The 12756-nt window shown below is 65.1% G+C and carries 8 protein-coding genes; 4 read left to right on the top strand and 4 right to left on the bottom strand.

Annotated features, from left to right (window positions below; genetic code table 11):
- Window positions 1-62 precede the first annotated feature (62 nt).
- Together dbpA and EAH75_RS17580 are read left to right on the top strand one after the other, a co-directional pair.
- Window positions 63-1442, top strand: a complete 1380-nt coding sequence (gene dbpA, locus EAH75_RS17585) for an ATP-dependent RNA helicase DbpA (RefSeq protein ID WP_140653801.1) — start codon at window positions 63-65, stop codon at window positions 1440-1442.
- 39 nt (window positions 1443-1481) lie between these two features.
- A complete protein-coding gene (locus tag EAH75_RS17580; RefSeq protein ID WP_140653799.1) occupies window positions 1482-2264 on the top strand; it encodes a glutaminyl-peptide cyclotransferase in 783 nt (260 codons plus the stop codon).
- A gap of 25 nt (window positions 2265-2289) precedes the next feature.
- Here the strand turns inward: EAH75_RS17580 and EAH75_RS17575 are convergent, their stop codons facing one another.
- Genes EAH75_RS17575 through EAH75_RS17565 form a run of 3 tightly spaced genes read right to left on the bottom strand, consistent with a single transcriptional unit; the run spans window position 2290 to window position 6773 of the window.
- Entirely contained in the window at window positions 2290-2997 is a 708-nt protein-coding gene (locus EAH75_RS17575; RefSeq protein ID WP_140653796.1) for a c-type cytochrome, read from the bottom strand.
- A gap of 8 nt (window positions 2998-3005) precedes the next feature.
- On the bottom strand, window positions 3006-5621 hold the full coding sequence (locus tag EAH75_RS17570; protein WP_140806378.1) for an MtrB/PioB family outer membrane beta-barrel protein: 2616 nt from the start codon (window positions 5619-5621) through the stop codon (window positions 3006-3008).
- A 12-nt stretch (window positions 5622-5633) separates the two neighbouring features.
- A complete protein-coding gene (locus EAH75_RS17565; protein WP_140653792.1) occupies window positions 5634-6773 on the bottom strand; it encodes a DmsE family decaheme c-type cytochrome in 1140 nt (379 codons plus the stop codon).
- 250 nt (window positions 6774-7023) lie between these two features.
- Between EAH75_RS17565 and EAH75_RS17560 the strand changes: the two genes are divergently transcribed.
- Window positions 7024-7989: a LysR substrate-binding domain-containing protein gene (locus tag EAH75_RS17560; RefSeq protein ID WP_140653790.1), complete on the top strand. Its 966-nt coding sequence runs from the start codon at window positions 7024-7026 to the stop codon at window positions 7987-7989.
- 11 nt (window positions 7990-8000) lie between these two features.
- Here the strand turns inward: EAH75_RS17560 and EAH75_RS17555 are convergent, their stop codons facing one another.
- Window positions 8001-9236 (bottom strand): TIGR03862 family flavoprotein, encoded by a 1236-nt coding sequence (locus EAH75_RS17555; RefSeq protein ID WP_140653788.1) that lies wholly within the window; start codon window positions 9234-9236, stop codon window positions 8001-8003.
- An 843-nt stretch (window positions 9237-10079) separates the two neighbouring features.
- On the opposite strand from EAH75_RS17555, the gene EAH75_RS17550 reads away from it, so the two are divergent.
- The gene (locus EAH75_RS17550; RefSeq protein ID WP_140806377.1) at window positions 10080-12608 is read left to right on the top strand and encodes a pre-peptidase C-terminal domain-containing protein; all 2529 of its coding nucleotides are present in this window, start codon (window positions 10080-10082) and stop codon (window positions 12606-12608) included.
- Window positions 12609-12756: the final 148 nt, after the last annotated feature.

The raw sequence follows: 12756 nt of genomic DNA, 5'->3' as shown, positions 1-12756 counted from the left end.
TCGCCGCGCCGGCGCGCGGATGCAAGTCTGTGGTTCGATGGCCGCCATGCGATCATGTGCGGATGACAACGTTCAACACGCTCCCGCTCAAACCCACCCTGCTCGCCAGCGTGGAAACGCTCGGCTACACCACGATGACGCCGGTGCAGGCACAAAGCCTGCCGCCGATGCTGGAGGGCCGCGACGTGATCGCGCAGGCGCAGACCGGCAGCGGCAAGACCGCGGCGTTCGGGCTGAGCCTGTTGCAATCGATCGATGTGGACACGATCCGGCTGCAGGCGCTGGTGCTGTGCCCCACCCGCGAGCTGGCCGACCAGGTCAGCAAGGCGATCCGCAAGCTGGCGGCGAACATACCGAACGTGAAACTGCTGACCCTGTGCGGCGGCATGCCGCTGGGGCCGCAGCTGGCGTCGCTCACGCACGACCCGCACATCGTGGTCGGCACACCCGGTCGCGTGCAGGAACACCTGAAGCGGGAGAGCCTGCATGGCGGCGGCATCAAGGTGCTGGTGCTGGACGAGGCCGACCGCATGCTCGACATGGGCTTCACCGAGGCGATCGACGACATCATCGGACGCATCGCCAAGCATCATCAGACATTGCTGTTCTCGGCGACGTATCCGGACGAGATTCGCGCGGTGAGCCAGCGCGTGCAGAAAAATCCGGTCGAAGTGACGGTGGACGCGCCGGTCGACGAGCAGCCGGCGATCGAGCAGCGTTTCCACGAAGTGGAGCCGGCGCAGAAACCCGACGCGCTGGCGCAATTGTTGAGCGGCGCGCACGCGGAGCATGCGCTGGTGTTCTGCAATATGCGCCGCGAAGTGGATGCGGTGGCGCAGGAACTGGATCGCCGTGGCTTTTCCGCGCTGGCGCTGCACGGTGACATGGAGCAGCGTGACCGCGACGAAGTGCTGGTGCGTTTCGCCAATCGCAGTTGCGCCGTGCTGGTCGCCACCGACGTGGCCGCGCGCGGGCTCGACATCGTGGCGCTGCCGCTGGTGGTGAGCTACGACATCGCCCACGATCCGGAAACCCACACCCATCGCATCGGCCGCACCGGTCGCGCCGGCCAGACCGGCCTGGCGATCACGCTGTGCACGCCGCGCGAGCGGCCGAAGGCGGCGAATATCGAGGAACTCAACGGCACACCGTTGCCGTGGCGTCCGCTGAAAGTCGCGCCGTCGCGCGGCAAGACCCTGCATCTGGCACCGATGAAGACCCTGGTGATCGACGCCGGTCGGCAGGACAAGCTGCGCCCCGGCGACATCCTCGGCGCGCTCACCGGCGACGCCGGGCTCGACGCCAAGGACATCGGCAAGATCGATGTGTTCGCCACGCGCGCCTATGTGGCGATCAGCCGCGCGCTGGCGAACAAGGCGCTCGAGCGCTTGCGCGCCGGCAAGATCAAGGGCCGCAATTTCCGCGTGCGCCCGTTGGACTGACCGCCACCGCACATTCTCAACCCTGCAAAAGTTGAACCGATGACCCGATTGCCTGGCCTCACCTCGACCTTCGCTCTCATCCTGCTGCTGGGCAGTGCCGCCGCACAGGCGGCCATACCCGTCTACGGCTACAAGGTCGTGCGCACGTATCCGCACGATACCGGCGCGTACACCGAAGGCCTGTTCTACAAGGACGGCTATCTCTATGAAAGCACCGGCCAGGCCGGCACCTCGACGGTGCGCAAGGTCGAACTGCAGAGCGGCGAGACGGTGCAGCGCTACAACGTGCCGTCGCAGTATTTCGGCGAGGGCATCGTGGACTGGAAAGACCGGCTGGTGCAGCTCACCTGGCAAACCCAGACCGGCTTCGTCTACGACCTGGCCAGCTTCAAGCTGCAGCGCACGTTTACCTATCCAGGCGAAGGCTGGGCGCTGACCCGCGACGAGCACCACCTCTACATGAGCGACGGATCGGCGGTGCTGCGCATACTGGATTCCGAATCGCTGGCCTCGACCGGCAGCATCCTGGTGACGGCCGAGGGCTCGCCGGTCACCAACCTCAACGAGCTGGAGTGGATCAAGGGCGAGATCTACGCCAACGTGTGGCTGACCAATCGCATCGCGCGGATCGATCCCGCGAACGGTCATGTCGTCGGCTGGATCGATCTCGACGGGCTGTTCGACATCAACCAGCTGCCGGATCCCGGCAACGACGTACTCAACGGCATCGCCTACGACGCCGCGCACGATCGCCTGTTCGTCACTGGCAAGCGCTGGCCGACATTGTTCGAGATCAAGCTTGTAAAGCAGCCCACGCCGTAGTGCCGCATCACGGGCATCGCCGGCGTCACCAGCTGCTGAGGTAAGCCGACAATGCCTGCACGTCGTCATCGCTCAGCGTCTGCGCCACACCATGCATCACCTTGGCGTTGCTGCTGCCGCCACGCATGCCGTGCTTGAAATCACCCAGCTCCTTCGTCAGATACAGGCCGGACTGGCCGCGCAGATGCGGAAACGTGGCCCATGGCGGTTGCGGAGCGCTGCTCGGATGCGGCTGCGGCCCAAGCCCTGCCGGGCCGTGGCAGCCCTGACAAGGCGGGATGCCTTGCGCGGGATCGCCAGTCAGATACAACTGCGCGCCGCGCGAACTGGCATCGGCTTGCCCTGCCGGCTTCGGCGCCAGCGAGGCGTAGTAGCTGGCCAGGTCGCGCATGTCGCCATCGCTCAACGCGGCGGCCTGGCCGGTCATCACCGGATCGCTGCGCTGGCCATCGTGGAATTCTTTCAACTGCGCGTAGAGATAGCTCGCCGACTGCCCGGCCAGATTCGGGAAGTTCGGCGCGACCGCCACACCCTGCGCACCATGGCACGCCGCACATACCGCGGCCTTGCCGGCGCCAACCCGGGCATCCCCGCTGATCGGCTGCATGCGGCGCTGGTCCAGCACGCTGGCCGGCGCCGCGGCCGTGGTGGCGGCGGGTTGCTGTGCGGCGACGTCGAGTGCGGCGGTCGACATCAGCAGGCAAGCCAACAGGAGACTGCTGCGATACGTCATCACGGCTCCTACAACTTCAAGTTCAACATGACGCCGACCAGGCTCACGCTGTAGTGCAGCTGGCCACCTTTGTCGGTATAGAGGCGGTGGTCGTAGCTGAGCGTGTTGTCGAGCCCGGCGTAATGCCAGTCGCTGAAGGCGCCGGTCTCGTAGCGGCCGTACAGGCGCACGCCGACGTTGCGATTGACGCGGAAACTCAGGCCCAGGTCGAGCGTATTGGTGCGGTACTTGTTGTCGGGAAAACCGGCGTTGGCCGCGGCCACGCCGGCGGGATCGCGATAGGCCAGCGCACCGATGGTGGCGTAGTTGTAGCCGGCGTGACCGAACGAGCCGGTGTAGTTGTAGCTGATGTCGGCGCGCGCGCGACCGAAGTCGTGACTGAAGCTCAAGCCCGCATTGCGATTGCTCTCGCGATCGAACTCCCACCACTGGTTGGCGTACGGATACAGCGGTCCACCGAGATTGGGGTTGGTCTGGCCGGGCGTGCCGAAGATGGCGCCGTTGTCCGGTCCATCCGCGTCGTTGACGTTGGAGATGCCCATGCGCGAGCTTTCCGCGCCGAGGTAGGCGTTCATCGTGGTTGCCGGGGTCGGCTGCCAGTCCCATTGCAGCGTGGTGCCGGTGGTGCGGGTGTTCTGCCGGCCGATCAACGCGTCGTACTGATCGCGGTTGCCGTAGAAGGTGGCCGACAGCGTGGCCGAGTCGCCCCACGGGTAGGTGACGATCGCACGCGCCTTGCTCTCGGTACGATTGGACAGGTCGTACTTGCGCATGTCGGCAACGGTGTGTGCCGGCAGGCCGGTAACCGGATCGACGAAGCCAGGCAGCGACTCGGAGAAGAACGGCACGTACGGGTCGTAGTTGTACTTGTCGCCGTCGCGCCTGGCGTACTCCCAGCTCAGCCGCACGGTGGCACCGATGACGTCACGACTGACCCAGTCGAACTTGATGCGCTGGTCGTCGACGCGCTTGCGCTCGCGGTACTTCGGCTGGTTGTGGTCGTAGGTGTAGGTGACGCCGAGCGAGGTCTTGCGCCCGAGCTGCCAGTCCGCGCCCAGTTCGAGGATCGAGTCGGTGTAGCCGAACGGCACGTTGCGTACGGTGACGTTGCGCGACCAGTACAGCGGATTGGTCGGATCGAAGATGCCGGTCTCGCCTGGCACCACGCTGCCCTGCGAGCCGTTCTCGGAGATGTAGCCGTACTGGCCGGTGAGCGGGTTGTAGGCGAGGTAGCGGGTCTTGTTGTCCTCGCGATACCAGCGCAGGCCGGCATGCCAGCCGAACGCGGGCGTGGGATGGAAGGTGACCCGCGCATCGAGCAGGCCGGTGTCGATGCGCGCATTCGCGCTCTTCTGCGACAGCGCCGCGGTGGTGTTCCAGTTCGCGCACTGAAAGGTGTAGTCGGCCGGCGGCGCGATGAAGATGCCGCCGATGCCGGTGCAGGTAGTCGGCGGCAGCAGCGCATCGTTCTGGCGCATCGTGCCCCAGGCGCCGGCCACGGTGAACTGGCCGTTCCATTTCAGTTCGCGCGACAGGTCCAGTCGGATGTTGTGGTAGTCGTTGTCCGGCTCGAGCGAGAACTGGCCGTCCTTGATGTCGGCCACCTGTGGCGTGCCCGCCACGTTGTACAGGGCGAACGGGCTTTCGAAATTCAGGTGGTCCTTGTGGTTGCGGAAGAACGAGCCGTTGTAGGTGGCGAGGAAGTGCCACAGCTTGCCGACGTTGCGCACACTGAGGTTGATGTCGGTGGTGCGGAAGTCGATCGGCCGCACCGTTTCCAGAATGCCGCCGTTGTCGGGGAACGGGTAGTTGAAGAACATCGAGCCGCCCCACAGGCGGGTGCCGCTGCGCTTCTCGTTGGTGATCGCGGCGGAGCCGATCCAGTTGCGATACAGCACGCCTTCGTAGCTGAGCCCCTCGCGCGTGCGGGTGAGCCCGATGTTGCGCCGGGGCGTGGCCGCCGACACGGCAGCCACCTGGGCCGGTGTGCTGGCGCCGGCGACCAGTGGCGCGGGCAGGGTCAGGTCGGTGCTGCCCACACCATTCCAGATCGGGTAGGCGCTGGTCGACACGGTATGCGGCATGTCGCGGTAGAACGCTTCTATTCGGTAACTTCCGTAGCGTCCGCCGCGCAGGCGATAGAACTGGTCGTCGCGGCTCAGCCGACTGCCACGGAACTCGACGTAGCTGCCGGTCTTGCGGTTGTCGAGCTGGAGTGCGAACAGACCCAGCACGGCGCCACTTTTCCAGTCGGCATATTGGCGGAAGTATTCCGCGTTGCGGTCGCCGCCGACATGCAGGTAACCGAACTCGACCAGCCCGGCATAAGTCCAGTCGCCCTGTCCCATGGGCTTGCCGGCGTCGACCATCGGCGGATACGGATACAGCGCGCCGGTGGGCGTGCGCAGCATGCCGGCGTGCAGATACGACATGCCGTCGGGATCGGCCGGGTGCAGCATCGGTGTCCATCCGCGCAGGTCGAGCGCATTGCCGAACTGCATGTCGCCCACCCGCATGGTGCCGCTGGTATCACCCGCCAGCACATCCGGGGTGCCGAACAGTCCCAGCAACAGGCCCAGCGCCAGGGCTGTCGGCGTCGTGCGATTTCCTGTCAGCGCAAGCATCGTCCGCCTCCGTCACTTGTGGAACTTCGGTCCGGAAGGATTGTTCGAGCCGTGGATATTGCTGTGGCAAGTCAGGCAGCCGCGCCCGATCAGTCGCTCGTCCGGATGCGGGCCGGTGCCGAGTCCGGCCGGTGTCTGCAGATCGTTCGGGTGCAGCGTCATGGTGTGGCATTGCTGGCACAGCATCGGGATCGGTGCGACCAGCAGGGTCTGCTGGTTGGAACCGTGCACGTCATGGCAGTTGAGGCAGTTCGCTCGCACCGGCGCGTGCTCGAACAGGAACGGCCCGCGCTTCTCGGCGTGGCAGGTGTAGCAGGTCTCGTTGACCGTGTCGGTCTTCAGTAGCGGCTTGGTGATGCTGCCGTGCGGGTTGTGGCAATCGGTGCAGGCCATCTGCCCTTCCGGCAGCGGCATGTGCGAGCGGCGGTTGAACTTGGCGCGGATGTCCTGGTGGCAGGTCGCGCAGACCTCGTTGATCGACGACTTCGCCAGCACGCCTTCGGGCGACAGCCGCACCATCGGGTTGTGGCAATCGGTGCAGGATAGCCCGCGGTTCTGGTGGATCGAACCGATCCAGTGCTGTCGCGCCCCGCCGGCATGGCAACCGAGGCACACACCGGCCTGGACTTGCGGTGGAGTCTTCGCGTCATGAGTGAACGCGATGATCGAGCCCGGCGCGGTCGGATTTTTCGCATGTTCGGAACCTGGCCCATGGCAACTTTCACAGGCAGCCTGTGGGCCGCTGTTCGCCGCACCGGCGCGGAACGAGGCCACGTGCAGCGTATGCGACGCCTGCATGTTTTCCTGTGCGTGACAGGCCACGCAGGTCTTCGCACCGATCGCGTCGGCATTCGGCGCCAGCGGATTGACCGGAATCGGGGCGGCGTCGAACGGCGTGGCGGCGCTGTCGTTTATCGGAGGCAGATGGGGGTTGTTCTGGCGCGCTGCGTTCGCGCCCATGTCGGTCGCCGGCAACATCTTCGCGATATCGCTCTGACTGAGTCCGCTGGAAGGGCTGTGCCGGGCGTCCGTCGTGCTGGAGCTGCCTGCAGCTGCCTGCCGGGCCTGGACACCGTGCGAACTCAGCAACATGCCGCCGACGCCCAGTGCTGCGCTCAACAAGGCCGCAAGAAACAACGAAATCACACGCATGGCTTGGAACCCCTTGGCTAGCGTGAACCAGCAATCGTCACCGGCCGGCACCGGTTCCGTTCGGTGCGCGCTCCCTTGGCGCATCTAGCCTTGTCCCGACCCGGAGTATTCACCTTGGGGCGGAAGCTTGATAAGCCCTTGGCATTGCGTTAAATGTCCATGATCAGCGAACAATTCCGTGCGATTGCGCGCTGCAGCAAGACATTGCGGCGCATCGCGCTAGCCTGACCCGGACCACCGGGGACATACCGTGCAGGATCTCACCGACATCTACTATTTTGTGCAGGTGGTGGAACTGGGTTCCTTCACCGATGCCAGCAAGGCGCTCGGTGTGGCCAAGTCGCAACTGAGTTTCCGCGTGGCGCGGCTGGAAGCCAGCCTGGGCGTACGCCTGATCCAGCGCACCACACGGCGCTCGCACGTCAGCGAGATCGGCCGGCGCTATTACGAGCAATGCCGGCTGTTGCTGGCTGCCGCCGAGCAGACCCAGCGCGTCATCGACGACGCCCAGGCCGCGCCACGTGGACGCATCCATGTGGCCTGTCCGGTGCTGTTCGCACAGTTGCTGCTGGCGCCGATCCTGGTCGACTTCCTCAGGCAGCACCCCGACGTGCAGATCGACCTCGATATCTGCCATCACCAGGTCGACGTGATCGCCGGCGGCTACGACATCGCGTTCCGGGTGCGTGATTCGATCAAGGACTCCAGCTTGATCATGCGCAGTTACGGTATGGACCCGCAGATGCTGGTGGCCAGTCCCGACCTGCTGCGCCGCCAGGGTCAGCCGCTACAGCCGATCGATCTCAAGCGTCTTTCCAGCGTCGGCGTGATCAACGCCGACGGCCGGCATTTCTGGCACCTGCAGGCCAGCGACGGCCGCACCCAGCAGATCGAACACCATCCGAGCCTGGTCAGCGATGACCTGCAGGTGTTGTATCAGGCGGTGATTGGTGGCGTCGGCATGGCGCAGTTGCCGCAGTTCGTCTGCCACGGGCCGATCGCCGAAGGACGGCTGATTCCTCTGTTGCCGGCGTGGTCGCTGCCGGCGGGCAACGTCCACGCGGTGTATCCATCCCGCCACGGCCATACCCCGGCGCTGCGCAGCTTCATCGAGTTCGTCGCGCAGCACATGCCGCAGGTATTGCGCCGTACACAGCTGGGCGTGCTGGCCGAGAACGTGCAGCCCGTGGTGCAGGAGAGTCTGCTCGCCGGCTGAAGCCGGAGCTTCTACGCGCGCAGCCAGCGCGCCGCGCCGCGGCCGGCAATCAGCCCGCTGGCGAAACAGGCGGTCAGCAGGTAGCCGCCGGTCGGTGCTTCCCAATCCAGCATTTCACCGGCACAGAACACGCCGGGTCGCTGGCGCAGCATGAGGTTCTCATCCAGCGCTTCCAGCCGCACGCCGCCGGCCGTGCTGATCGCTTCGGCCACCGGTCGCGGCGCGCGCAGCCTGAGTGGCAAGGCCTTGAGCTGCGCCGCCAGCGCCAGCGGATCGGCCAGCGTGGGCTTGTCGGTGAGCTCGAACACCAGCGCGCATTTGGCCGGATCGAGCCCGGCGCGACGGCGCAGCCAGTCACCGATGCTGTGCTTGCCGCGCGGCACGGCAAGGCGTTCGGCGAGTACCGGCTGGGTGTAACCGGGCACCAGATCCAGCTTCAACATGGCCTCGCCGCGCGCGGCAATCTGCTCACGCAACTCGGCGCCGATCGCGTAGATCAGGCTGCCTTCGATGCCATATTCGCTGAGCACGAATTCGCCCTGGCGCGAATGCGCAGCGCCGTCGCGGTCGATCCAGTGCGCCACCACCGGTTTGAGTGGAGCACCACCGAAGCGGCTGGACAGGTACTCGCTCCATGCCAGCTCGAAACCGCAGTTCGCCGGCTGCAGCGGCGCGATATCGACCCCCACCTCCTGCAGCGGTTTCACCCAGCCGCCATTGGATCCCAGTTGCGGCCAGCTGGCACCACCGAGCGCGAAAATCACCGCCTTGGCCGGCACCGCACGCTCGCCCTGCGGTGTGGCGAAATGCAGGGTGTCATGCGCCTGCCAGCCCAGCCAGCGGTGATGCATGTGAAACGTCACGCCGGATTCGCGCAGGCGCCGCAGCCAGCTGCGCAGCAACGGCGCCGCTTTCAGATCCGTCGGGAACACCCGGCCGGAGCTGCCGGCAAAGGTCTCCACGCCGAGCCCGCGCGCCCAGGCACGCAACGCGTCCGCATCGAACGCATCGAGCCAGCGCTGGATCTCCCGCTCGCGCGGGCCGTAGCGCTCGGCAAAGCGTGCCGGCGGCTCGGCGTGGGTCAGGTTGAGACCGCCCTTGCCGGCCAGCAGGAATTTTCTGCCGACCGAGCCCATCGCGTCGTACAGGTCAACGGTCAACCCCGCCGCGCAGGCAGCCTCCGCCGCCATCAGGCCAGCCGGGCCGCCGCCGATGATGGCCAATGGGGATGTGGCGGAATGAGTCATCCATGCATGGTCGCACGCCGGCGCGACCGGATGAGCCGATCACGACCATCGTCCGGTCGCGCTTTGACTCGTGCAGCGCAGATCATCGAGCACACATCCTGCGCCGAGATTTCCCCATAACGGCAGCCATCTGTTTGGGGGAATGCAGTGAACCCATGCATTCACTTCGCCGGAACCTCCTCTCGCAGCATGGTGATAACACCGTCATGAAAATGGACCTGCAATACCTTTCGCTGTCATTTTTTATAATATCGATCAAAACTCAATTAATTACGTTCGATGCAAAATATTGCTGGACACGTTTACGGATACAAAAAGCATCCTGCTGCCGTCGATTCATAATCCACCGTAGGAGCCATGCAAGTCATTTGTCGGCTTGTTTCCATGCGCCATATCGACAGCCATGAACCGAGCTGCCAAGCCATCCATGCATGTTCACGAGGGCACCCGAAAACATTCCTATACGCGAAAGTAATTGCGCCGGCGGCGTGCCTTGGATAATCCGTCGAATATGTGATGACAATCACCGGTAGCGCGAAAAAATCCTATTGACGGTTTTCAGGCATAAACCCTACCGTCAACTGGTTCGTCAATTGGGAGCTTGACGAATGATCCTGTGACAACGTCATGCCATTCAATCCATTCACCTCGACGTTGGCTTGAGTGCGAAAAAAACTGCGCGCCGCCCTTACGGATGCATGGGGGAGGATCGGCCGCCGTACGCACGGGATCGCCGGGCAATCCAGAAAACTGCCAGTGCCGTGGTGTCCACGGCACTGATTCCATGAGGTCCACGCGGTCTCAGCGGCTTCGTTCGCCTCGAAAAAACTTTGGGAGTTCCAAATGCCAAGCCATTTTCGTCTCAAGTTACTGGTCGCCGCCATCGGCATGACCGCCGCCATGTCGGTCAGCGCCACTACGACCGGCAGCGTGATCAGCAGCAATGCCTTCGTCGTGCTGACCCCGCACGCCACCCCGCTGCGCCAGGGTGATGTTGTCAGCGGCGCGCTGGCAACCTCGCAGCCGATCCATATCGAGGTTGCACTCAAGCTGCGCAATCCGGACCAGCTGCATACCTTCCTGACCACCGCCAAGACCTCGACGCTGTCGATGGTGCAGCACAAGATGTCGACCGAACAGTTCGTCAGCGCGTATTCGCCGACCTCCGATCAGGCCAACAAGGTGGCGGCCTGGCTGACCTCGGCCGGCTTCACCAACGTCAGCATCGCGCCCAATCGCCTGATGGTCTCGGCGGACGGTCGTGCGGATACCGCGCAGGCGACGTTCAAGACCACGTTCGCCCGGGTCAAGACCCGCGAAGGTCGTACGGCCTTCATGAACAACGGCAGCGTGCAGATTCCGGCCGCGCTGCAGGACAGCGTGCTGTCGGTGATCGGCCTGCAGAGCGTGCACCAGGCGCACACTTTCGCCAAACCCGTACAAGCGGGTTACACCACGCAGGCGGTTACCGGGCATAACCCGACCGAGTTCTCGTCGATCTATGGCGGCAGTGGCCTGCCCACCGCGGCTGGCGTCACCGTGGGTATCGTCACCCAGGGCAAGATCACCCAGACGATCACCGACCTGAACACGTTCACCTCGCAGAATGGCCTGGCCACGGTAACCACCCAGACGGTCAACACCAATGGCACCAGCACCGACGCCAGCGGCGTGGGCGAGTGGAACCTGGACAGCCAGGACGTCGTCGGCATGGCCGGTGGCCAGGTCGGCAAGATCATTTTCTACAACATTCCCACCCTGTCCAACGCCGACCTCACGGCCGACTTCAACACGATCGTGTCGGCCAATGCGACCAAGATCATCAACGTCTCGCTGGGCGAGTGCGAAACCTCGGCGCAGCAGGATGGCTCGGCCGCCGCGGACGACCAGATCTTCCAGCAGGCGATTGCGCAGGGACAGACCTTCTCGGTTTCCACCGGTGACTCCGGTGCCGACGAGTGCGGTGATGGCGGCACCACCCCGAGCGACCCGGCCAGCTCGCCGTACGTGGTGGCCGTGGGTGGTACGACGCTGAACGCCTCGACCACCACCTACACCAGCGAGTCCGTCTGGAGCGGTGGCGGCGGCAGCATCAGCAAGTTCGAACCCAAGCCGACCTGGCAGGCCGGCGTGCTCTCCGGCAACTTCCGTGGCGTGCCCGATATCGCGTTCGATGCCGATCCGAACAGCGGCTCGAAGATCATCCTCAACGGCGCCATCGCCCAGTACGGCGGCACCAGCCTGGCCGCCCCGCTGTTCGCCGGCGCCTGGGCGCGCCTGCTGGCCACCCACCCGACGCTCGGCTTTGCCGCACCGTACCTGTACCAGACCCTGACCGCCGCGGATTACCACGACGTCACCACCGGCAACAACGGCGGTGAGACCGCCACGGTCGGCTGGGATCTCGCCACCGGCTTCGGCAGCTTCAAGCTCGCCTCGGTGGCCGCCGACATCGGTGGTGGCGGCACCGGCAACGTGCCGCCGGTCGCGAACTTCAGCGACACGGTCAATGGTCTGGTGGTGAGCTTCACCGACAGCTCCAGCGACAGCGACGGCACGATCGCCTCGCGCTCGTGGAACTTCGGCGACGGCAGCACCTCCACCACCACCAGCCCGAGCCACACCTACGCCGCTTCCGGCACCTACAGCGTTTCGCTGACGGTCACCGACAACAGCGGCGCGACCAACACCAAGACGGCATCGGTGACGGTCTCCGGCGGCGGCGGTGGCGGCAACGTGCTGCAGAACGGCGTGGCCCTGACCGGCCAGGCTGCCGCGACCGGTGCCCAGCTCGCCTACACGGTGGTGATCCCGGCCGGCGCCAGCAACCTGGTGATCTCCGAGTCCGGCGGTACGGGCGACGCGGATCTCTACACCAAGTTCGGCTCAGCACCGACGCTGACCAGCTATGACTGCCGTCCGTACGTCACCGGCAACAACGAGAGCTGCAGCGTCGCCTCGCCGCAGGCCGGCACCTACTACGTCATGTTGAACGGCTATGCCGCGTTCTCCGGTGTCAGCGTCAAGGCAACCTGGAGCACCGGTGGCACGGGTGGTGGCAGCGTGTTGCAGAACGGCACGCCGGTCACCGGTTTGCACGCAACCACCGGCAACGCCGTGAACTACACGATGGTTGTGCCGTCCGGCGCCACCAGCCTCAAGTTCGCGATCTCCGGCGGTACCGGTGATGCCGACATGTATGTGAAGCGCGGTTCGGCGCCGACCACCAGCAGCTACGACTGCCGCCCGTACGTGGCCGGCAACAGCGAAACCTGCAACATCTCGCCGTCCACGGCCGGCACCTACTACATCATGGTGCGTGCCTATAGCGGTTACACCGGTGTCACGCTGACCGGCAGCTACACGCCGTAAGCCGCGCCGTCGCAGCACCGGCGCGCATGGAAGCGCACCGGCCATTCTGCAGGAGCCCAAGGCCCGGTCGGCAACGACCGGGCCTTTCTGCATCTGGACGTCTGGACGTCCACATACCTGTGATCCCCAAGCACGCAAGTCACCCGTC

The organism is Rhodanobacter glycinis (genome assembly GCF_006438785.1).
GTDB lineage: Bacteria > Pseudomonadota > Gammaproteobacteria > Xanthomonadales > Rhodanobacteraceae > Rhodanobacter > Rhodanobacter glycinis_A.
This window is presented reverse-complemented; position numbering and strand designations above follow the sequence as displayed.

What these genes read in the sequence shown, in the direction of transcription:
- EAH75_RS17555 (WP_140653788.1), bottom strand. Translation starts at nt 9,236, where the DNA reads ATGACTCATTCCGCCACATCCCCATTGGCCATCATCGGCGGCGGCCCG.
- EAH75_RS17575 (WP_140653796.1), bottom strand. Translation starts at nt 2,997, where the DNA reads ATGACGTATCGCAGCAGTCTCCTGTTGGCTTGCCTGCTGATGTCGACC.
- EAH75_RS17580 (WP_140653799.1), top strand. Translation starts at nt 1,482, where the DNA reads ATGACCCGATTGCCTGGCCTCACCTCGACCTTCGCTCTCATCCTGCTG.
- EAH75_RS17565 (WP_140653792.1), bottom strand. Translation starts at nt 6,773, where the DNA reads ATGCGTGTGATTTCGTTGTTTCTTGCGGCCTTGTTGAGCGCAGCACTG.
- dbpA (WP_140653801.1), top strand. Translation starts at nt 63, where the DNA reads ATGACAACGTTCAACACGCTCCCGCTCAAACCCACCCTGCTCGCCAGC.
- EAH75_RS17570 (WP_140806378.1), bottom strand. Translation starts at nt 5,621, where the DNA reads ATGCTTGCGCTGACAGGAAATCGCACGACGCCGACAGCCCTGGCGCTG.
- EAH75_RS17550 (WP_140806377.1), top strand. Translation starts at nt 10,080, where the DNA reads ATGCCAAGCCATTTTCGTCTCAAGTTACTGGTCGCCGCCATCGGCATG.